Origin of the sequence: Streptomyces sp. NPDC004539, from assembly GCF_040610055.1 — a bacterium.
Lineage (GTDB): Bacteria > Actinomycetota > Actinomycetes > Streptomycetales > Streptomycetaceae > Streptomyces.
Genome location: NZ_JBEXLS010000037.1, coordinates 1 through 19,265 on the forward strand (window position 1 = coordinate 1; position 19,265 = coordinate 19,265).

20 protein-coding genes are annotated in these 19,265 nt (G+C 70.8%); 10 read left to right on the plus strand and 10 right to left on the minus strand.

Annotation, left to right across the window (positions count from 1 at the left end; all coding sequences use genetic code 11):
- Together ABZX85_RS45015 and ABZX85_RS45020 are read right to left on the minus strand one after the other, a co-directional pair.
- A partial coding sequence (locus ABZX85_RS45015; RefSeq protein ID WP_355883328.1) for an FAD-dependent oxidoreductase occupies window positions 1-744 on the minus strand: 744 nt, incomplete at its 3' end.
- A 321-nt stretch (window positions 745-1,065) separates the two neighbouring features.
- The gene (locus ABZX85_RS45020; protein ID WP_355883330.1) at window positions 1,066-1,503 is read right to left on the minus strand and encodes a MarR family transcriptional regulator; all 438 of its coding nucleotides are present in this window, start codon (window positions 1,501-1,503) and stop codon (window positions 1,066-1,068) included.
- 124 nt (window positions 1,504-1,627) lie between these two features.
- Between ABZX85_RS45020 and ABZX85_RS45025 the strand changes: the two genes are divergently transcribed.
- Window positions 1,628-2,119 (plus strand): hypothetical protein, encoded by a 492-nt coding sequence (locus tag ABZX85_RS45025; protein ID WP_355883333.1) that lies wholly within the window; start codon window positions 1,628-1,630, stop codon window positions 2,117-2,119.
- 41 nt (window positions 2,120-2,160) lie between these two features.
- Complete coding sequence (locus ABZX85_RS45030) at window positions 2,161-2,811, plus strand: NAD(P)-dependent oxidoreductase (RefSeq protein WP_355883336.1); 651 nt, start codon at window positions 2,161-2,163, stop codon at window positions 2,809-2,811.
- A 71-nt stretch (window positions 2,812-2,882) separates the two neighbouring features.
- On the opposite strand, the gene ABZX85_RS45035 is transcribed toward ABZX85_RS45030, so the two are convergent.
- From ABZX85_RS45035 to ABZX85_RS45060, 6 genes are read right to left on the minus strand one after another with little or no spacing between them, the layout of a single operon-like run.
- Entirely contained in the window at window positions 2,883-3,926 is a 1,044-nt protein-coding gene (locus ABZX85_RS45035; RefSeq protein WP_355883339.1) for an LLM class flavin-dependent oxidoreductase, read from the minus strand.
- A complete protein-coding gene (locus ABZX85_RS45040) occupies window positions 3,923-4,138 on the minus strand; it encodes a tautomerase family protein (protein ID WP_355883342.1) in 216 nt (71 codons plus the stop codon). Before ABZX85_RS45040 ends, ABZX85_RS45035 begins: the two co-directional genes overlap by 4 nt.
- A gap of 1 nt (window position 4,139) precedes the next feature.
- Window positions 4,140-5,627, minus strand: coding sequence for an aldehyde dehydrogenase (locus tag ABZX85_RS45045; protein WP_355883345.1), 1,488 nt, complete (start codon window positions 5,625-5,627; stop codon window positions 4,140-4,142).
- Window positions 5,620-6,351 carry an alpha/beta hydrolase gene (locus tag ABZX85_RS45050; protein ID WP_355883348.1) on the minus strand — a complete coding sequence of 244 codons (732 nt, stop codon included), beginning with the start codon at window positions 6,349-6,351 and terminating at the stop codon, window positions 5,620-5,622. The genes ABZX85_RS45045 and ABZX85_RS45050 overlap by 8 nt, the downstream gene beginning before the upstream one ends.
- A gap of 6 nt (window positions 6,352-6,357) precedes the next feature.
- Window positions 6,358-6,909 (minus strand): amino acid synthesis family protein, encoded by a 552-nt coding sequence (locus ABZX85_RS45055; protein ID WP_355883351.1) that lies wholly within the window; start codon window positions 6,907-6,909, stop codon window positions 6,358-6,360.
- Window positions 6,906-7,520 carry an amino acid synthesis family protein gene (locus ABZX85_RS45060; protein WP_355883354.1) on the minus strand — a complete coding sequence of 205 codons (615 nt, stop codon included), beginning with the start codon at window positions 7,518-7,520 and terminating at the stop codon, window positions 6,906-6,908. The genes ABZX85_RS45055 and ABZX85_RS45060 overlap by 4 nt, the downstream gene beginning before the upstream one ends.
- 254 nt (window positions 7,521-7,774) lie before the next feature.
- On the opposite strand from ABZX85_RS45060, the gene ABZX85_RS45065 reads away from it, so the two are divergent.
- From ABZX85_RS45065 to ABZX85_RS45090, 6 genes are all read left to right on the plus strand, one after another.
- Window positions 7,775-9,367, plus strand: coding sequence for a BCCT family transporter (locus tag ABZX85_RS45065; protein WP_355883357.1), 1,593 nt, complete (start codon window positions 7,775-7,777; stop codon window positions 9,365-9,367).
- On the plus strand, window positions 9,354-9,779 hold the full coding sequence (locus tag ABZX85_RS45070) for an ester cyclase (RefSeq protein WP_355883360.1): 426 nt from the start codon (window positions 9,354-9,356) through the stop codon (window positions 9,777-9,779). The genes ABZX85_RS45065 and ABZX85_RS45070 overlap by 14 nt, the downstream gene beginning before the upstream one ends.
- 23 nt (window positions 9,780-9,802) lie before the next feature.
- Window positions 9,803-10,306 carry a flavin reductase family protein gene (locus ABZX85_RS45075; RefSeq protein WP_355883363.1) on the plus strand — a complete coding sequence of 168 codons (504 nt, stop codon included), beginning with the start codon at window positions 9,803-9,805 and terminating at the stop codon, window positions 10,304-10,306.
- Window positions 10,307-10,377: 71 nt separating this feature from the next.
- Entirely contained in the window at window positions 10,378-11,046 is a 669-nt protein-coding gene (locus ABZX85_RS45080) for a GntR family transcriptional regulator (RefSeq protein ID WP_355883508.1), read from the plus strand.
- Between the two features lie 189 nt (window positions 11,047-11,235).
- Window positions 11,236-13,149, plus strand: a complete 1,914-nt coding sequence (locus ABZX85_RS45085; protein ID WP_355883366.1) for a hypothetical protein — start codon at window positions 11,236-11,238, stop codon at window positions 13,147-13,149.
- Between the two features lie 111 nt (window positions 13,150-13,260).
- The gene (locus tag ABZX85_RS45090; protein ID WP_355883368.1) at window positions 13,261-15,138 is read left to right on the plus strand and encodes a hypothetical protein; all 1,878 of its coding nucleotides are present in this window, start codon (window positions 13,261-13,263) and stop codon (window positions 15,136-15,138) included.
- A 361-nt stretch (window positions 15,139-15,499) separates the two neighbouring features.
- On the opposite strand, the gene ABZX85_RS45095 is transcribed toward ABZX85_RS45090, so the two are convergent.
- Window positions 15,500-16,717 (minus strand): beta-propeller fold lactonase family protein, encoded by a 1,218-nt coding sequence (locus ABZX85_RS45095; protein WP_355883371.1) that lies wholly within the window; start codon window positions 16,715-16,717, stop codon window positions 15,500-15,502.
- 322 nt (window positions 16,718-17,039) lie between these two features.
- Between ABZX85_RS45095 and ABZX85_RS45100 the strand changes: the two genes are divergently transcribed.
- Both ABZX85_RS45100 and ABZX85_RS45105 read left to right on the plus strand, forming a co-directional pair.
- On the plus strand, window positions 17,040-17,636 hold the full coding sequence (locus ABZX85_RS45100) for a hypothetical protein (protein ID WP_355883374.1): 597 nt from the start codon (window positions 17,040-17,042) through the stop codon (window positions 17,634-17,636).
- A gap of 146 nt (window positions 17,637-17,782) precedes the next feature.
- Window positions 17,783-18,745 (plus strand): sigma-70 family RNA polymerase sigma factor, encoded by a 963-nt coding sequence (locus ABZX85_RS45105; protein WP_355883377.1) that lies wholly within the window; start codon window positions 17,783-17,785, stop codon window positions 18,743-18,745.
- A 57-nt stretch (window positions 18,746-18,802) separates the two neighbouring features.
- Here the strand turns inward: ABZX85_RS45105 and ABZX85_RS45110 are convergent, their stop codons facing one another.
- Entirely contained in the window at window positions 18,803-19,246 is a 444-nt protein-coding gene (locus ABZX85_RS45110; protein ID WP_355883380.1) for an Lrp/AsnC family transcriptional regulator, read from the minus strand.
- Window positions 19,247-19,265 lie beyond the last annotated feature (19 nt).

The window sequence follows — 19,265 nt, forward strand, 5'->3', positions numbered from 1 at the left end:
CGCGGCCGCGGCCAGCGGCGGGACACGGGTGCCGCCGGTCCACAGCACCACGGCCGCCCCGATGCCGGAGCCGTCCGCGAGCTCGACACCGTCCGCCAGCACCTTGGCCACCTCGACGCCGCTGCGCACCTGCACGCCGAGCCGGGCGAGCGCCGCGTCCACGTGGGCCCTGGCCCTCGGGTGCATGCCCGCGCCCGGCTCCGCCCGGCCGAGCAGCACGATCTGGAGCTGCGGGTGCCGCTCGGCGATCTCCGCGGCGGCCTCGACGCCGGTGAGGCCACTGCCGCCGACCACGACGGTTCCGCCGTCGAGCCGGGTCAGCCGGCCGGCGAGGAGAGCGGCGTCCCGCGGGCTGTCGAGGGTGTAGGCGTGGTCGTCCACGCCGGGGACGGCGACGGTGTCCGCGACGCTGCCCAGGCCGTAGACGAGGGTGTCGTAGCGCAGGACCCGGTCGTCGCCGATCCGTACAGTCTTCGCATCGGCGTCCACGGCGGTGACCCAGCCGCGGACGAAGCCGGCGCCGGTGCCCTCCAGCAGCTCCGGGATGTCCAGTCCGGCCGTCTCCTGGCCGGTGGCCGTCATGTGCAGCCGCAGCCGCTCCGTGAAGGTGTCGCAGGGGTTGACCAGCGTCACCCGCAGGTTCCCACGCTTCCTGGTACGGGCCGCGAGCTGCATCGTGGCCGAGAGCCCGGCGTAGCCGGCGCCCAGGACCAGGACCTCGTGCTGCCGCGTTGTCGTGTTCATCGCTCCGCCGCCTCTTTCCTGTCGGTCGTTCCCGCCGTGCGGACGACCACCAGACGCAAGCTGCCCCTCCATTCGTGACATGAGGCCGATGTGGCCCGTGTCACCTCACAGGGAGAAGGCGGACACGACACGGCACCAGCCCCCGGAGCGCCGCGACGCAGCATCCAACCATGATCGACCGACCCCGCCCCGCGGCCGGCTCCGGAGTCAACCCCCGAAGGGCCTCTGGAGTCGACCACCAAGGCAGCCGTCACCCGGGGAAGGACGCGCCCGGCCCCCGCACCCTGGCGCGAGCGGGTCCGGTGCTTCCGTCCCGGCAGGTCACCCGGCCGCGTCCCGCAGGACGCGGAGGATGCGTTCCAGATCGCGGCGGTCGTCCGCCGAGAGCGGTCCGGTGACCCTGGTGCGGAGGTGGGCGACGTGTACGGCCATCGCCCGGTCCAGCGCCTCGCCGCCCTCCTCGGTCAGTACGGCGAGCGCGGCGCGCCGGTCGGCGGGGTCGGGGTCGCGGCGGATCAGTCCCGCCTTCTCCATCCGGTCGGCGAGCCGGGTGAAGCCGCCCGAGCTGAAGGAGACGGCCTCCGCGAGGTCGGTCATGCGGAGCCGGTGTTCCGGGGTGCGGCCGAGCCTCAGGAGCACCTCGAACCAGGTGTCCGGGACTCCCAGGTCGTGGTGCACCAAGGGCTTGAGGCGGGTGAAGGCTTCCACGAACAGGCCGTAGAGCGTCACGTCGTCGTCGTTCAGAAGTCGCTCGTCCACCTCTACAGGGTGACAGAAATCCACGCCCGGAAGACTCTGCCGTTGCAATATCTGCATCAGCAGATATATTGTCTGCATCGGCAGACAACCGCTCGTCCCAGCCGCATCCAGATGGAGCCCGCTCATGCGCAGCCGCATCCTTCCCGCACTCGGCGTGGCCGGTGTCCTCACCGCCGGCCTGTTCCTGGGGTCCGCCTCGGCGGACGCCTCCTCCACGCCGGGCACGCGGCACACGACCACCATCGAGGCCGTGGAGAAGGGCACCGCCATCAACCTGGTCGACGTCGCCCCCGCGGACTCCGCCCTCGGCGACCAGCTCATCGGGACCGGCGACCTCATCGGCCGCGACGGCCGCAAGCTGGGCACCAGCAGCTTCATCGGCGTCTCCACCGACGCGAAGCCGCGCACCGCCGAACTGCTCACCTTCGTCTACGAACTGCCCGGCGGGAAGATCACCACGACCGGCACGGCGCGGCTGTCCGCCACCGGCCCCGTCTTCGACGAGTCCTTCGCCGTCACCGGCGGCACCGGCGCCTACAAGAACGCCTCCGGCGAGGTGCGCGTCCGCCAGGAGACCATGGAACAGGCGAAGGTCACCTTCAAGATCCAGCGCTGACGACGTCGGCGATCACCGTACGAACCCTTACGGAGTCACCTGTGAAGATCCTCCTGATCGGCGCCACCGGCATGATCGGCTCCCGTGTCGCCGCGGAAGCGCTGAGCCGGGGCCACGAGGTCACCGCCGCCACCCGCTCGGGCCTCGCCGACGCGCTGTCCGCCCGTCCGGCGCTCACCGTCCTCGCCCTCGACGCCTCGGTGTCGGGCAAGGTCGCCCAGGCGGCGGCCGGACACGACGTCGTGATCTCCGCCGTCTCCCCGCCCCGCGACGGCTCCGACCCGGCCGCTCCCCTGCTGGCGACGTACACGTCCCTGGTCACCGGGCTGCGCGACGCGGGCGTACGGCGGCTGGTCGTCGTCGGAGGCGCGGGCAGCCTGAGGACTGCCTCGGGCCGGGACCGCGTGGACACGCCGGACTTCCCCGAGATGTACAAGGCCGAGTCGCTCGCCCAGCGCGAGGTGCTGCGCCTGTTCCGTGACCAGGTCACCGACCTCGACTGGACCTACGTCTCCCCCGCCGACGAGATCGCCCCCGGCGAGCGCACCGGCACGTTCCGCATCGGCGGCGACGACCTGCTGACCGCCGAGGACGGCACCAGCTTCATCAGCGCCGAGGACTACGCGGTCGCGCTGGTCGACGAGGCCGAGAAGAGCACGGCGATCCGCCGCCGCATCACCGTCGCATACTGAGCCGGACGCTCCCCGGCCGGCCACACCACCGGGACCGGTGCCTCCGGGGCCTGTTCACCAGGCCCGGCTTCTCACCGGAAGGCCGGCATGACCTCCTTGATGAACAGTTCGAGGGACCTGCGCTTCTCCTCGTGCGGCAGGCTGTTGTCGATCCAGAAGCTGTACTCGTCGACGCCGAGTTCCTCGTAGGCGCGCAGCCGCTCGACGACCTCGGCCGGGGTGCCGATCATCGCGGTCCTGTGCAGGGACTCCGGCCGGAACTCGGGGCGTTCCTCGAACTTCGACTCAGGGCTCGGCGGCAGGAAGCCGTTCACCGGGGTCGTCCTGTTGCCGAACCAGGCGTCGAAGGTCCGGTAGAAGCGGTTGACGGCCTCCGCCGCCGGGCGCCAGCCCTCGGGGTCGTCGGCGGAGTGGACGTGCGTGTGGCGCAGGACCATCAGGTCGGGGCGCGGGACCTCCGGGTGGGCGGCCACGGCCGCGTCGAACTTCCCCTTGAGGGCCACGACCTCCTCGTCGCCCTTCATCAACGGCGTGACCATGACGTTGCAGCCCTGGGCCACCGCGAAGTCGTGGGAGGCGGGGTCGCGGGCGGCGATCCACATGGGCGGGGTCGGCCGCTGGATCGGCTTGGGGACGCTCGTCGAGGTCGGGAACTGCCAGATCTCGCCGTCGTGGGCGTAGTCGCCCTGCCACAACGCCCGTACGGCCGGGACGAGTTCGCGCAGATGCTGGCCGCCGTCCGCCGCCGGGAGGCCGTCCGCCAGCCGGTCGAACTCGAACTGGTAGGCGCCGCGGGCGAGTCCGACCTCCATGCGGCCGTCGCTGATGACGTCGAGCAGCGCGCACTCACCGGCGACCCGGATCGGGTTCCAGAACGGGGCGATGATCGTCCCCGCGCCCAGCCGGATCGTCGAGGTCTTCGCGGCCAGGTGGGCGAGCAACGGCATCGGGCTCGGGGAGATCGTGTACTCCATCGCGTGGTGCTCGCCGATCCACACGGTGGCGAACCCGCCCGCCTCGGCCATCAGGGCCAGTTCGGAGAGGTTCTCGAAGAGTTGCCGGTGGCTGACCTCCTCGTCCCAGCGCTCCATGTGCGCGAACAGTGAAAACCTCATCGCAGCTCCTCGGCCGCTCGCGCGGCGTCCATGTCGTCGAGGGTGACGTCGCCGGTGGCCCAGTGGGTCCGGGGGACCTCCTGGACGACGACGCGGATGTACTCGGGGCGGGTGTCCACGGTGCGCAGGACCGCCGTGTGCACCTCGTGGATCAACGCCCGGATCTGTTGTGGGGTGCGGCCCTCGGCGAGGGTGACGACGACTTGTGGCATGTCAGCTCCGCATCGTGAACGGGTCGGCCACGGGCTCCTCGCTCGTGTTGATCCAGACGCTCTTGAGGCGCGTGTACTCCTTGATCGTCTCGGTGCCGTGTTCGACGCCGACGCCGCTCGCCTTGAAGCCCTGGCGCGGTGACATCGGGGACATGGCCCGGTACGTGTTGACCCACACGGTCCCGGCGTCCAGGCGGGCCGCCATCCGGTGCGCCCGTGCGAGGTTCGTCGTCCACACGCCGGCCGCGAGTCCGTACTCCGTGTCGTTGGCCAGTCGTACGACCTCCTCCTCGGTGTCGAACGGCATGATCGCCACGACGGGCCCGAAGATCTCCTCGCGTACGACCCGCATGCCGTTGTCGACGTCCACGAGGACGGTCGGCTCGTAGAAGCAGCCGCCGAGGCCGCCGTCCGTGGCCCGGCCGCCGGTCAGCACCCTGGCCCCCTCCGCGCGCCCGAGGTCGACGTACGCGGCGACCTTGGCGCGCTGTTCCTCGAAGGCCAGCGGGCCGAGTTCGGTCTTCTCGTCGAGGGGGTCGCCGATGACGATGCTCCGGGCGCGCTCCGAGACCCGTTCGACCAGTTCGTCGTAGACGGACCGGTGCGCGAAGACCCGGCTGCCGGCGATGCAGGTCTGTCCGGCGGCGGCGAAGATCCCGGCGACCACCCCCATCGCCGCGTTCGGGATGTTCGCGTCCTCGAACACGATGTTGGGGGATTTGCCGCCGAGTTCGAGCGTGGAGCCGATGAAACGGCTCGCCGTCGCGGCGGCGATGCGCGCCCCGGTGGCGGTGCTGCCGGTGAAGGAGATCTTCGCGAGGTCGGGGTGGTCGACCAGGGCCTGTCCCGCCTCGGCGCCGAATCCGGTGACGACGTTCACCGCGCCCGGCGGGAAGCCCGCCTCCAGGACGAGTTCGGCCAGTCTGAGCACCGTCGCCGACGTGTGCTCGGAGGGCTTGATCACGACCGTGTTCCCGGCGCAGAGCGCGGGCGCCAGCTTGCTGCTGGTCAGGGTCAGCGGGGAGTTCCAGGGCGTGATCGCCCCGACCACGCCGAGGGGCTCGCGGGCCGTGTAGTTGAGGACCTGCCGGTCGGAGGTGGGGATGAAGTCGCCGTGGATCTTGTCGGCGAGCCCGGCGTAGTAGTGGTAGTACTCCGGCAGCGTGGCGAGCTGGCCGCGCATCTCGCGCAGGAGTTTGCCGTTGTCCCGTGTCTCCATGCGGGCCAGGTCCTCGGCGTTCTCGGCGATCAGGTCGCCGAGGCGGCGCAGGAGGTGTCCGCGCCGTGTCTGGCTGAGGTCGCGCCAGCGCGGGTCCTCGAACGCCCTGCGCGCGGCGGCGACGGCCCGGCCGACGTCGGCGGCGTCGCCGCGCGCGGCCCGGTAGAGGATCGCGCGGGTGGCCGGGTTGGTGCTCTCGAAGTACTCGCCCGACGCGGGCTCGGCCCAGGCGCCGTCGATGAAGTGCCGCAACGTGGTGAGCTCAGACATCCGCGCACTCTCCGATGAAGGTGGTGAGGCAGTCGACGAACGCCGCGGGGCGCTCGACGGGCAGCATGTGGCGCGCCTGGGGGACGACCACCGCACGGCAGTCGGGAAGCGCCGCGGCGAGCCGGCGTGTCATGTCGGGTGTGGACCCGGGATCATTCTCGCCCGTCACCGCCAGCGCCCGGGTGCCGATGGCCGCGAGGTGCGGCGCGAGGCAGGCGTCCGCCGTGGCGAACACGCGGTAGCAGGCGAGGAAGGACCCGATGTCGTTCGCGAGGAGGGTGGCCTCGGTACGCGCCACCTGGCCGGGGCCGACGTCGGTGCCGTCGTACCAGCGTTTCAGGGAGGCGGCCACGCTCGCCGGGAAGTCGGCTTCCGCGGCGCGCAGCCGGTCGAGTACGGACGCCCGCTCCTCGGCGGTACGCGTGCACACCGAGCTGACGAGGGTGAGCGTGGCCGCCAGTCCGGGGCGGTGCAGCGCCAGGTGCTGCGCGACCAGAGCGCCCAGCGAGAACCCGACCAGATGCGAGTTCGGCGGGATCTCGTCGGCCACCCCGTCCGCCAGGTCCGCGAGTGTCACCCCGTCCCGCACCGGCGGACGGGTGCCGTGGCCCGGCAGGTCGGGGGTGAGCACGGTGAACCGGTCGGACAGGAGCTCGGCGGTGGGCTCCCACATGGTGTGGTCGAGTCCGACGCCGTGGAGCAGCACCACGGTGGGCTGGCTCATGTCAGCTCACTGCTCGGTCGAGAGCGGGGCCAGGCGCTGCTGGGGCCGTCCCTGGGCAGCGGCGGCCAGCGCGATGACGATCTCGCCCGGGTGGGGCGCGTCGCTGATCCGGACCTCGAAGCTCTGATGGTGGGACCGGATCGTGGCGTCGGTGATGTGCTTGAGGGGAATGTCGAAGACAACGCCGGCGGGGCCGCGTTTCTCGACGGCGGGAAGCAGGGTGGTGGCGTTCGCGGCCTTGCGGAAGTGGTCACCGAACTTGAGCGTGTGGATGAGCGCCGAGCCGTGCTCGATCTCGCCGTCCAGGCCGACGACGGCCGCTTTGCCGTACGCCTCGGCGGGGGCGTCGAGGGCGTCGAGGACCGCCGGGGCCAGCAGCGCGCCGAGCGCGGAGGCGTTCGCGTCGATGCCGGGGGCCAGGTCCTCCACGAAGCCCTGACCGGCCCAGGGGTTCTCGATCACGGCGGCCACGACGGCGATCCGGGCGGGGCGCGCGAGCGCCCGGCCGCCTTCGGTGCGGATCTCCTCGACGACGGTCACGATCTTGCGGACGCTCATGAGGGGATCTCCTCCAGGGTGCGGGTGGTGACGGCGGGGTCCGTCCGCCGGTCCCCGATGCGGGGGTGCGGGCGCGGTCCTGTCGACGCGGCGGCGATGACGACGATCTCGTCCGTGCGCGGGGCGTCGGAGACCCGGGCGCTGACGGTCTGGTAGTGGCTGCGTGTCGAGGCCAGGGTCTTGTGCCACAGCGGGACGACCAGCGTCTCGCCGGCCTCGGCGCGGGTGTCGGCGAAGCAGATGATCGACTCGCCGTCGAGGAACTCCCGCACCAGATTCCCGAAGTACGGGGTGTGGATGAGGGCACCGGCGTGTTCGACCTCGCCCGCCGATCCGACGATCGCGGCCTTGCCGAACGCCTCGATGGCGTCCGCGCCGCCCAGGGAGGCGATGAGGCGGTCGGTCAGGAGTCTGGCGAGCACCGGGCCGACACGGGCCTGCTCCGCGGACAGATCGGCCGAGGGGCCGGTGCCCGCCCACGGGTTCCGTATCACCGCGGCGACACTGGCTCGTCGCGCGGGTCGCGCGGGCGTCTCGCCGCCTTCGGTCAGGACGGCGTCGCGGTAGACCACCAGCTTGCGGAGGCCGATGCCCTCGTCAAGGTGATGCATGGGCTCTTGCATGGCACAGGACGATAGGCGCCGCCCTTCAGCCGGTCAAGAGATTGAGAAGAAGAGAGCCCACCCACCTCGCGATATCGCCCGACCAGAGCGGGAAAAGCGCTCCCCATCTGCCGTTATTCGCGCTTCCCTGCGACCGGGAAGATTCCGCTCACCCGACCTCTTGACGGCCCATTTGCAGCATGCCTTACTGCTTCTTGTATGCCAGAGCGGGCGGTTGTAGGGCCCCGGACCCAAGGAGTTCCATGTCCAGTCACCTTGGAGCGGACGCGGAGGCGTCGCCCGCGATCCTCCCGGAGAGCGGCGGGGAAAGACCCACGGACGACGTCGACCCGGAGAGCCGGCTCGGTTCCGTTTTCTGGACCTCGCTCGGCATCTCGGCGATCTTCGTGGCGTGGGCGGCGCTGTTCACGGACAACCTGAACAAGGTCACGAACGACTCGCTGAACTGGGTGACGTCCACGTTCGGCTGGTCCTACCTGGTGATCACCCTCGCCATCCTGATCTTCCTGGTGTTCCTGGCCTTCAGCCCGGCCGGCGACATACGGCTCGGCAAGGACGACGACCGCCCCGAGTTCTCCACCCCAGCCTGGTTCGCCATGATCCTCAGCGCGGTCATGGGCATCGGACTGGTCTCGTACGGCGTCGCCGAACCGATCTCCCACCTGGCGGCACCGCCCCACGGTCTCGCCGAGCCCAACACCCCCGCGGCGGCGGTACGCGCCCTTCAGTACTCCTACTTCGACTGGGGCCTGCAAGCCTGGGCGATCTTCGCCGTCTTCGGTCTCGCCATCGCGTACTCGACCCACCGCAAGGGCCGGCGCACCCTGGTGAGCCAGATGTTCACGCCGCTGCTCGGCGACCGTGTGAACGGGCCGGTCGGCAAGGCCATCGACGTACTGGCCGTGTTCGCGACGCTCTTCGGCACCACCACCTCCCTGGGCCTGGGAGCTCTCCAGGTCAACAACGGTCTCGGCAGGCTGTTCGGGATGCCGGTGAACTCGGTGAGCCAGGTGCTCATCATCGCCGTCGTCACCTCGGTCTTCACTCTCTCCGCGGTCACCGGTGTCAGCAAGGGCATCAAACTGCTGAGCCAGGGCAGCACGCTGCTGGCGGTCGCGCTGTTCGTCTTCGTCCTGGTCGTCGGCCCGACCGTGTTCCTCGCCAACCTGTACACCGAGGCCGTGGGCCAGTGGGCCACCGACTTCTTCCGGATGAGCTTGCAGGGCACCGCGTTCGGCGGGCTCGAATGGATGCAGTGGTGGACCTACTTCATGATGGCCTGGTGGGTCTCCTGGGGCGCCTTCGTCGGTGTCTTCCTGGCCCGCATCTCGCGTGGCCGCACCATCCGCGGGTTCGTCATGGGCGTCCTCGTCGTCCCCAGCGTGGTGTTCTTCACCTGGTTCACCGTCTTCGGCGGCACCGCGATCCACATCGACATGTTCGAGGGCGGCCACATCGCCCAGCAGACCGCCGCCGACATCAACAGCGCGTTCTTCGCGACCCTCGACCACTTCCCGCTCGCCGACCTCACCTCGGCGGTCGCGATCCTCCTGGTCGTGATGTTCTTCGTCTCCGGCGCCGACGCCAACACCTACGTGCTGTCCATGATGACCTCGGGCGGATCGCTGACCCCGCGTCGCCCGGTGCTCGTCCTGTGGGGTGTCCTCACCGGTGTCACCGCGGTCGTCCTCATGCTCGCCGGCGGACTCAACGCCCTCCAGAACACCGTCATCGTGACGTCCCTGCCGTTCCTCGTCATCATCGCCGGTCTGACGGTGTCCTTCTGGAAGGAACTGCGCGCGGACCGGAAGGAGAAGACCGATGTCCCGCACTGACACCCGACGGGCACTCATCGAGAAGACCTGGGCCGCGGCCTGGGGCCAGGGCGACGTCGATGCCCTCGACACCCTGCTGAGCCCGTCGTACCGGCGCCACGGCCAGGGTTCGCCCCCGCAGGACGTGGACGGCTTCAAGGCCGCGATCGTCTCGACCCGGACGGCCTTCCCGGACCTGGTCACGACCATCGACGACATCGTCGTCGAGGGCGACCGGGCGGCGATCCGCTGGCACAGCAGCGGAACCCACGAGGAGGCGCTCCTCGGGGTCCCGCCCACCGGGCGGCAGGTCGAGGTGAGCGGCGCCACCTTCGCCCGCTTCGAGGGCGAACGGATCGTCGAGGAGCACGTGACATGGGACCCCCGGGCACTGCTCGCGGCGCTGGGGATCATCCAGGTGGGACAGGACTGATCGAGATGAGCAGGAGCACTTCCATGGCGACGCCTGCGGCGAATCCCGGCCTCGACGTGATGAAGCAGGTCAACCGACAGTTCGTCACCGGTGTCACGGTCGTGACGACGATGGACGGGGAGACCCCCAGGGGGCTGGCCGTCAACGCGTTCTCCAGTGTCTCGCTCGACCCCGCCACCGTGATGGTGTGCGTCCAGCGCACTTCCTCCACCCACGACTGTCTGTTCCGGGCGAACCACCTCGCGATCAACATCCTGTCCACGGACCAGCTCGACGTCGTCGCCACGTTCGCGGGCAAGGCCGCCGACAAGTTCGCGAACGTGGAGTGGGAGAGCGGCCCGTTCGGCAGTCCGCTGATCGCCCGGAGCGGCGCCCGCATGGAGGCCGAGATCCGCGAGCGGCTCCAGGCGAGCACCCACACGGTGTTCATCTGCCGCGTGGTGCACGCCTCGGTCGACGACCGCAGTCCGATGGTCTACAGCGCGGGTAGATTCTTCGACGGCGGCGCGCTCGCTCCGCTGAGCTGACCGGCGGACGGCCGGGAGGACGGGAGAGGGGTTCGGTGCATCGCGCGAAGAGCGGACCGGCGAACGGTTCGATGCAGGCCAGGGTGATCACCGAGATGCGCGAGCGGATCATCAGGGGCGACATCGGCCCGGGGGCTCCGCTCTCGGAGATCGCCCTCGCGGAGGAGTTCGGCGTCAGCCGTACGCCGGTGCGCGAAGCCCTCAAGCAGTTGCAGACCGAGGGGCTGGTCGAGATCCGGCCCCGTGTCGGAACGTTCGTGACCACCCCCTCCCGGCGCGAGATCACCGAACTCTTCGAGATGAAGGAGCTCCTCGAAGGCGCGGCCGTCCGCCTGCTCGCCCGGCGCGGGCGCGTCGCGGAGATCGACCTGCTGGAGCGGAACCTGCGCGAGGCCGGCGAAGTGGTGGCCCGCGACGACCGGAAGCGGTACGCCGCCCTGGTCCAGGAGTTCCACGACCTCCTCATCGCCGGCGCCGACAACAGCAAGCTGGAGAGCCACTACCGGATGCTGATGAATCAGCTGGCCTACTCCCGGCTCGTGGACACGTCACTGAGCCGGCCGGGCCGCACCCCGCAGTCCGACCGTGAACACCACCGCGTGCTGGAGCTGATCCTGGAGAAGGACGGCGACAGCGCCGAGCAGGTGATGCGCGAGCACGTGAGGGCCAGCCGGCGCGCGGTCCTGGCCGGACTGCCCATCCCCGGAGCGGACGGGACGCCCGGGGGGACGGGGGCCTGACAGCGGGCTCCGGTGACGCAACACCGGCCCGCCCGCGAGCGAGGCCGGACCAGAACACCGCTCGCCCACGACACACCTACACACAACCGTCTGTACGAGAATCACATTCTTGGATACAAAGAGTATGACTTACCGATCCAAGATTCGTCGTTCTCCCATCCGTCCCCCTCCCCCACATGAAGAGGGAGCATGCGAAACAGACGTGCACGAACCAAGTGCCTCGCCGCCCTGGCAGTCCTGATGGGCCTCACCTTCTTCCTCCCGCCCGCCCAGGCCGCCTCGTCCTCCCCGCACCCGCCCGCTCCCGAGCGGATTCGGGTGGAGCGGCTGCCGTTACCGCCGACCGCCCCCTCGAACGCGGAAGGCGCCTGCGACAGCGAGGCCAACCCGCGTGGCACTGGCTGCATGGCCGCCGGCTGGGACTCCGGCCTGCGGACCGGCGGCTTCCTCCCGGACGGCCGCACCGTCACCGCGGCCGTCCGGCTCGCCGGCGCTCCGGCCGCCCCCGACCCGGCGAGCGTGTACAGCGGGGACCAGCTGATCCTCGTACGCACGGACGGCCGGACCTTCCCGAACGGTGACGCGTGGAAGTGCCTCACCTGCGGTACGCCGCCCGCCAACAAGCAGGGCATGACCGCCGACACCAGCTACCCGCAGCCCTTCACGGACGGCAGGCGGGTCCTGTACGGCACGAACATCGTCGACTGCGGCCCCCACCCCCTCGCCTCACCCGCCTGCACCCCGGACCGGCTCCACGTCTACCCGATCCGCTGGAACACCGCCGCCGACGGCTCCGGACCCGGCGGCGCCATCAGGGAACTGCGCCTGCACCCCGACCAGGTACACCTCGGCTTCAACAGCGTCACCGTCACCGGCGGACGTCTCGACCAGTACGGCTACCTCGGCCGCCTGCGCTTCGACCCCACGCCCACGACCGGAACCCCCCTCGTCCCCCGCTACGAGGTGGAGAGGGTCACCCGCCTCTTCGACGCCTCCCCCGCCTCGCAGCCGGTGCACACCGACCCCCGCGACCCGTCCGAGCTCGACTTCGACCCCACCCTCCCCGGCGTCGGTGAGCTGCGCGGCTTCTCCAAGGACGGCCGGGAGGTCTTCTACGTCGGCTACCCGGTCGAGTCCTCCAACATCGACCTGATGGCCGTCGACCTGCGCACCGGGAAGGTCCGCCGGATGACGGCCGACCCCGGCTACACCGATCCCGTCGACGCCTCCCCCGACGACCGGTGGATCGTGGCCCTCGACACCCGTGGCTACGACCGGATGATGTTCACCTCCGGCATGACCGGCATCCCCGCCCTCACCGACCTGCTCTCCACCTCCGCGGTCTCCTCCATCCGCAACAACGGCCAGCGGCGCTTCTTCCAGCCCTACCTCATCGACCGCTACGGCGACCGCGGCACCTACCGGGGCCAGCGCCTCAACCACGCGGACACCTCCCCCGACTGGAACGCCGGCGCCGACCCCCGCTGGTCCCCCGACGGCACGTCCGTCGCCTACCACGAACGCCTGGTCTCCGCCCCCGCCTGCGGCGGCCTCAACCCGCTCCCCTGCCCCGCGTCCACCGAACCCGGCGGCCGCCGCACCCGCCTGATGATCGCCCGCCTCACCGACCGCAACCCCGTGCACCCCCGGCCGGCCCGGACCGCCCCCGACACCGTCCCGTGGGGCACGCCCTACGTCCCGGGCAGCGCGATCCCGCAGCGCCCCTACCCCCCGCAGGGCACCTACACCCTGCGCGGCAAGGCGTCCGGCAGCGCAAGCGTCAACATCCTCTGGGACGACGCCAAGACCGCCGTACGCACGGTGTCCGCGCGCTACACGCACTACTCGGACGACGGGCAGGGCTTCCTCGACGGCACCGAGAGCGTGACCCGCACGAGCCTCACCACCACCCTCACCGCCCTCGACTGGTCCTCGGACCTGATCAGGACCGGGCGGAACGGCAAAGCCCTGGCCACCAAGAAGACCGGTCCGGACGGCTTCCACCTCACGATCGACCTGTGGCAGACGGTCTTCGAGGCGACCGGCACCCTCACCACCACCGTCGGCACCCGGACCTACACCCAGCCCGCGAACGGAACCTGAGCACGACCGGCCGATTCGCACGGCCCTGGCAGGGCCGCCGTCTCTCTCCGCCTCCCCACCACAGGAGTCACCGTGCCTGCCAAGCCTTCGCTCCTCTCACCTGGTCGCCTCTTGACCGCTCTCCTGATGGTCGCGATGGCGCTGTTCGGCTCGACAACAGGAGCAGCGGCCCGACCACCGGCCGCATCGAGATCCGAACCCGTCACCGTCAGTGAACTCCCCGTACCCCCCACCGCGCCGTCGCCGACCACCGGTTCCTGCATGAGCGCCACGGGCTGCGTCAGCGCCGTGTCCGCAGGCGGCTTCCTGCCCGACAGCCGGACCGTCACCGCCACGTTCACCTACGCCGAAGGGCCCTCCGGGAGTCCCTACGACGGCAGCCAGCTCGTCCTCGTACGCACCGACGGCCGTGTCTTCCCGGACGGCACCCCCTGGAAGTGCGTGACCTGCGGCGTCCCGGCCGCGAACCGGGAAGGGGTCTCCGGGGCCTTCCGGTACGCCCAGCCGTTCCGGGACGGCAGACGGGTGCTGTCGGAGGCCGGCGTCGTCGACTGCTCCCCCTACCCGCTCACCGACCCCCGCTGCACCCCGGCGACCACCCACGTCCGTCCCGTCCGCTGGAACGTCACGCCCGACGGATCGGGAGCGGGCGGAACCCCTGTGGGACTCAAACTCCACCCCGACAACGTCCACGTCGGCTGGAACAAGATCATCCGGCCGACGGGACCCGGTGACTCCTTCGACGAGATCGCCTACTTCGGCCGTCTCCGCTTCAACCCGCACCCCACCACCGGTACCCCTCTCACGCCCCGCTACGACATCGTCAAGGTGACCGGGCTCTACAGCGCGGACCCCGCTCTGAACGGCCACTTCTTCCGGGTGGACCCGCGCGATCCCACGCGGCTTCGGTACGAACAACAGGCAGCGGTGGGCGAGTTCAAGAACTTCACCGGCGACGGCGGGTCCCTGATCGGGATCGGCAACGCCCGGTCCGTGAGCCTGGACCACTTCGCCACCAGCCTCACGACCGGCAAGTCCCGGAGGCTCAACTCCGACCCCGGATACAGCGATCCCGCGACCAGCTCCCCCGACGGCAAGTGGACGGTCGTGATGGACGTCCGCTACCGGGACCGCTTCCTCTTCATGGCCGGCCTGCCGGGCGTGCCGCCGCTCGTCGACATGCTGCCCACAGGTGCCGCCGCGTCCGCCGGCTACAACATCCGTACCCGGCGGCTCTTCCAGCCCTACCTCGTCGACCGGAACGGCCTTCGCGACCAGCAGATCAACGCCTGCACCACCGGCCCCTGCTCGACGTCGGCCACCGGGCCTGGCAGCGCGGCCGACTCCCCCTTCTGGGCCGCCCGCGCCGACTCCTACTGGTCTCCCGACAGCACACGGATCGTCTACGGCCAGACCTACTCCTCCCCCGGCGACTGCGGACCGCCCTTCGACCTGGTCGCCTGCCCGCCGTCCGGCGAGCCCGGCGGCCGGACCTCCCGTCTGATGCTGGCCGAACTCACCAGCCGCGAGCCGCTCCGTCTCCCGCCCGTCCGGCCGGTGTCCGACTCGGTCCCCTGGGGGACGCCCTACCGCCCCGGAGACCCGGACCCCAAGCGGCCCCATCTGCCGGCCGGGCGGTACACCCTCGACGGCACCGCCGCCGGGCGGGCCGTCGTCGACCTCGTCGAGAACGCCAACGGCATCGCACTCGCCCGGATCTCCGTGACGTACAGGAACTACAGCGACGACGGGAGGACCTTCCTCAACGGCACCGAGAGCGCCGAGAACGCCGGCACCGCGTCCAGCCCGGTGACCTTCCATACACGGCTTCGCGTCTCGGGGGAACACACCGGCACCCGGACGACCAGCGAGCCGGGCGGCTACACCGTCTCGCCGCTGTCCTCCCTCCGGGGTTCCTACCGGCCCGTGGGCACCATGACGACCGTCCTCGACGGCCGCGTGTACGCCCAGCCCGTCTCCTACTCCTGAACACCCGGTCTCCGCAGGCGTCCTGCGCGACGCACACGGGGTACCTCTCGCAGGCGAGGTCGAAGATCTCCGCGCCGGGCTTCCGCCACAGCCCGGCGTTGAAGATCTCGACCTCGGTGAGGCCCTGGTGTCCGGTGTCGTCGACGGCCTGGCGCAGCCGGCGCAGGTCGATACAGCCGTCGCCGATCAGGCCGCGGCCGGTGAGGACGCCGGCGGGCAGCGGGACGGTCCAGTCGCAGACCTGGAAGCCCGCGACGCGTTCGCCGAGCAGGGCAGCCGACCCACGGCTACCGGACCATCGGTGCCGAGATCCGGCTCCGTGACTCGGTGGGGCCCGCCCCGGGAGCGGTGACCGGCTCCCCTAGACCGCCGTGATGCCCTCCATGCCGGAGGCGGCGAAAGCGGGCAGCCCTGTCACGGTGGTGACCTTCGTGAGCGAGCCGTTGCGGCCGATCCGGAAACCGTCGACCGTTCCGGAGGTGGCGTTCTGCACGTACAGGAACCGCGCGTCCACGGTCACCGCCAGGTCGATGACGCCCTGCGAACGGGGCGACGGAGGTGTGGCGACGCCGGAGCGGTCGGTGAGGGCGAGTTTCCCGGTGCGGTCGGTGCGGTAGCCGGTGACCGTGGAGTTGCCGGTGTTCCCGCCGAAGAAGAAGTCACCCGCGCGCTCCAGCCAGCACAGGGTGTTCTGGCCGTTGGGAAGCGGCTTCTGGACGACCTTGAGGGTGCCGTCGTGCCGCACCTGGTAGGTGCTGACGGTCGACTTCGCGGCCTCCGCGACCAGCATGTGCCCGGCCTTGTCGAAGGTGATGGCGAACGGGACGCCGCCGGCCGAGGGGTTGACCACCGCCCGGTGTGCGGGGCGGCCGTCCTTGCGCACCGGGAACACTTCGATCGTGTCGGCCGACTTGGTCGTCACCACCAGTTCGTGTCCGCCCGGGGTGAAGGCGACCTGGCCGGGGGAACTGGTGAACAGCGGGACCTTCTTGTTGCGCAGTCCCAGCGAACGGTGCGAGCCGCTCAGCGGGGTAAGTCCCCGGGCCGTGATCCGGAAGCCCTGGACACTCCCCGCGCCGCCCGCGTTCATCACGTACGCGAGGCCGCCGGACACGGTGATCGACGACGGGAAGTCGCCGCCCGAGCGCACCACTTGACGATCGGTGAGCTTCTGGCCCGTGACCCGGAACGAGGTCACCGTGCCGCTGCCCGCGTTGACCGCCAGGAGCCGCCCGGACCCGGGGTCGTAGACCAGGGAGCCCTGGGAGGCGAGGGAGTCGGTGGGCGCGTCCACCTGGTCGCCGCCCTTGCCCCCGGTCGCGTAGGTGCCCGCGCCGGTCAGGGTGCCGTCGTCGCCCCGCCGGAAGACTCGGATGGTGTTGCCCGCCAGTTCGTTTCCCTGGACGAACACGGCGTGGTCGGCGCCGGCTCGCAACACAGTCGCCTCTTCGCTGTGGGCGGGCTCCCCCGCCGAGGCGAAGTTCATCGTCGCCGCCGCCGCGCCCGTCGCGAGAACGGCCGCGCCGGCGATCCCCAGCCGGGTCTTGAGGGGTGAACGACGCCTGGTGTGCCTGCTCATGGGGTGATCCTCCAGTCCTGGCCGACCACCGATGGGGTGGCCGGCGGAGCCAGAGTGGCCCGTGCGACGGAGGGAATTCGAGGAATCGGGCGCCACGTCATGCTCTCGTAAGAAGTGATCCGGCCCGGGAGAACTCGGTTCGGAGGCTCCCCGGGCGCACCAGACCGGTTCTTTCGCCCTGGGTGAGTTCGCCGTCGCCGCCGCCGTCGCCGAGCTGTGACCGAGGTCACGTGCCGAGGTTCGAACTTTCGTGCCCGCCGCGCATCCAGTCCGCGTCGACCATGTTCGTTCCGGACACTCAAGGAAAAGCTCAATGGGTTACATGCGCGGATTCATCCCCTGGATCGTCGCCGGCTTCGTGTCGGGTTTCGTGGACTGGCGCTGGGGTGCGGTCAGCGGTTTCGTCTCGGGGCTGCTGCTCCTGCTCCAGGACCGGCGCCGCGGGGTCGACCTCGACGCGCTGATCCTGGAGGCGAGCACCATCGTGTACTTCGCCGTCGTCGGCGCCGTGGCCGTGGTCCGGCCGCACGCGTCCTTGTCGCACCACACCGACGTCCTCTCCTTCGCCTGGCTGGCCGCCACCGCCTGGGGGACTCTGGCGATCCGCCGCCCGTTCACCCTGGGCATCGCCAAGCGCCGGACACCGCGCGAGTTCTGGGACATGCCGGAGTTCGTCCGTGTCAACAACCACATCACCAGCGCGTGGGGCGCGGGCTTCACCTTCATCGGCGTCGGTCTCGCCGTGGCGGGCGCCGTCGGCGCTCCCGCCTGGGTGGGCATCGCCGCCCACGTCGTCGGGCTCGCCGGCCCCGCTCTCTTCACCAAGGTCCATCCCGCCCGCGCCCAGGCACGCCTGGAAGCAGGCCAGGACACGCCCCGGCAGACCCCCCAGGACGCGGGGACGACGCACGAACACTGAGCCGGGTTCGTGGCCGGGGAAGAGCGGGGCGCCCCCGGCCACGAACGCTTACCTTCTCCTGGTCGCCTTCTCCCTCTGCCGGCTGCCAGAATTCCCCGCCGAGGCCCATCTGGCGCGTACCGCGTCGGCACGGAGGAGTTCGCACCATGACAGCCCTGATCCCCGCGGACGAGGAACTGACCCGCAGGGCCCAGGCAGGTGAGACCGCGGCGCTCGGGCTGCTGCTGGACCGCCATCGAGCGCCGATGCGGGCGGTGGCGCTGAGCCTGCTCGGCCACGGCCCCGACGCGGAGGACGCCGTGCAGGACGCGGCGCTCATCGCGCTGCGCCGCATCGGCGACGTACGGGACCCCGCAGCCGTCGGGGCGTGGCTGCGGGCGATCGTGCGCAACAGGTCCCGGATGCATCTGCGCGCGGAACGGGAGGCACCGGGTCTGGACAGTCTCGACCGCCTGCGTCCGGGTGGTGTCGGGCCGGCGCACCCTCCCTGCCCGTCCGTGGCATCACACCCCGAGCAAGTCGTCGACCGGCATGCGATGCGCGACTGGATCTGGGACGCGGTGGAACAACTGCCCGAGCCGATGCGGCTGGTGCTGATGCTCCGTCACTTCAGCGGCGTCACCTCGTACCAGGAGATCGCCCGCGCCTGCGACATCCCGGTGGGTACCGTCCGCAGCCGGCTCAGCCAGGCCCGGTCCACACTGGCCCAGGTACTGCTGGCGACCGCGACACAGGCTCACGACGACTTCTCCCGGCTCGCCGAGGACAGCCGGCGGGAGGCCGAGGTGACGCTGGAGGGCGCCCGGTGCGGCCGTCAGTCCAGGGAGATCCTGGAGCTCTGGCCTGCCGAGACCGAACTGCTCGGTGTCCTCAGCACCCCGGGGGAACGCTCCCATCCCTTCCCGGCCATGCGGAGGAACCGGGAGAAGGGGGTGACGCAGCGGCTGCGCCACGTGACGGCGAGTCGAACCGTCACCATCTGGGAAATGGATGTCATCAACCCCGTAGGTGTCCCCGACCCCTGTCCCCCGTCCCTGGTCTGGCTCATGGTCCGACGGAACCGGCGCGTCCAGAGTCTCCGCGTGCTCTTCCCCGCGTCTCAGCGCTGAGACGCTCGCCGAGACGCGGAGTGTGCGGCTCTTCACCCCCCAGCGCCGTCCTGGGTATCACGCGGTGTCGGCGGAGAGCGTCTTCATGGTCACGTAGCTGGTCACGTTCGCCACGCCGGGCAGAGCGGCCAGGCGGTTGGCGTGGAAGTTCTCGTAGGCGGGCAGGTCGGCCGTCTCGACCTGGAGCAGGTAGTCGAAGTTGCCGGTGATGTGGTGACAGGCGACCACTTCGGACAGCTGGGTGACGCCGTTCTCGAACGCGACCACGTCCGCGCGGTTGTGCCGCATCAGTCGCACCCCCGCGAACACGCGCAGGCCACGGCCGATCGCGGCGGGATCGATCAGCGCCCGGTAGCCGCGGATGACACCGGTCTCCTCCAGGTGCCGCACGCGCCGCAGGCAGGGCGACGGGGACAGCCCGACCCGGGCGGCGAGTTCGTTGTTGCTGATGCGGCCGTGCCGTTCGAGCACGGCCAGAATCGACCGGTCCACCTCATCCATGGCAGCAGATTATTGCGCC

What these genes read in the sequence shown, in the direction of transcription:
- ABZX85_RS45025 (WP_355883333.1), top strand. Translation starts at nt 1,628, where the DNA reads ATGCGCAGCCGCATCCTTCCCGCACTCGGCGTGGCCGGTGTCCTCACC.
- ABZX85_RS45035 (WP_355883339.1), bottom strand. Translation starts at nt 3,926, where the DNA reads ATGAGGTTTTCACTGTTCGCGCACATGGAGCGCTGGGACGAGGAGGTC.
- ABZX85_RS45040 (WP_355883342.1), bottom strand. Translation starts at nt 4,138, where the DNA reads ATGCCACAAGTCGTCGTCACCCTCGCCGAGGGCCGCACCCCACAACAG.
- ABZX85_RS45045 (WP_355883345.1), bottom strand. Translation starts at nt 5,627, where the DNA reads ATGTCTGAGCTCACCACGTTGCGGCACTTCATCGACGGCGCCTGGGCC.
- ABZX85_RS45050 (WP_355883348.1), bottom strand. Translation starts at nt 6,351, where the DNA reads ATGAGCCAGCCCACCGTGGTGCTGCTCCACGGCGTCGGACTCGACCAC.
- ABZX85_RS45055 (WP_355883351.1), bottom strand. Translation starts at nt 6,909, where the DNA reads ATGAGCGTCCGCAAGATCGTGACCGTCGTCGAGGAGATCCGCACCGAA.
- ABZX85_RS45060 (WP_355883354.1), bottom strand. Translation starts at nt 7,520, where the DNA reads ATGCATCACCTTGACGAGGGCATCGGCCTCCGCAAGCTGGTGGTCTAC.
- ABZX85_RS45065 (WP_355883357.1), top strand. Translation starts at nt 7,775, where the DNA reads ATGTCCAGTCACCTTGGAGCGGACGCGGAGGCGTCGCCCGCGATCCTC.
- ABZX85_RS45070 (WP_355883360.1), top strand. Translation starts at nt 9,354, where the DNA reads ATGTCCCGCACTGACACCCGACGGGCACTCATCGAGAAGACCTGGGCC.
- ABZX85_RS45075 (WP_355883363.1), top strand. Translation starts at nt 9,803, where the DNA reads ATGGCGACGCCTGCGGCGAATCCCGGCCTCGACGTGATGAAGCAGGTC.
- ABZX85_RS45080 (WP_355883508.1), top strand. Translation starts at nt 10,378, where the DNA reads ATGCAGGCCAGGGTGATCACCGAGATGCGCGAGCGGATCATCAGGGGC.
- ABZX85_RS45085 (WP_355883366.1), top strand. Translation starts at nt 11,236, where the DNA reads ATGCGAAACAGACGTGCACGAACCAAGTGCCTCGCCGCCCTGGCAGTC.
- ABZX85_RS45095 (WP_355883371.1), bottom strand. Translation starts at nt 16,717, where the DNA reads ATGAGCAGGCACACCAGGCGTCGTTCACCCCTCAAGACCCGGCTGGGG.
- ABZX85_RS45100 (WP_355883374.1), top strand. Translation starts at nt 17,040, where the DNA reads ATGCGCGGATTCATCCCCTGGATCGTCGCCGGCTTCGTGTCGGGTTTC.
- ABZX85_RS45105 (WP_355883377.1), top strand. Translation starts at nt 17,783, where the DNA reads ATGACAGCCCTGATCCCCGCGGACGAGGAACTGACCCGCAGGGCCCAG.
- ABZX85_RS45110 (WP_355883380.1), bottom strand. Translation starts at nt 19,246, where the DNA reads ATGGATGAGGTGGACCGGTCGATTCTGGCCGTGCTCGAACGGCACGGC.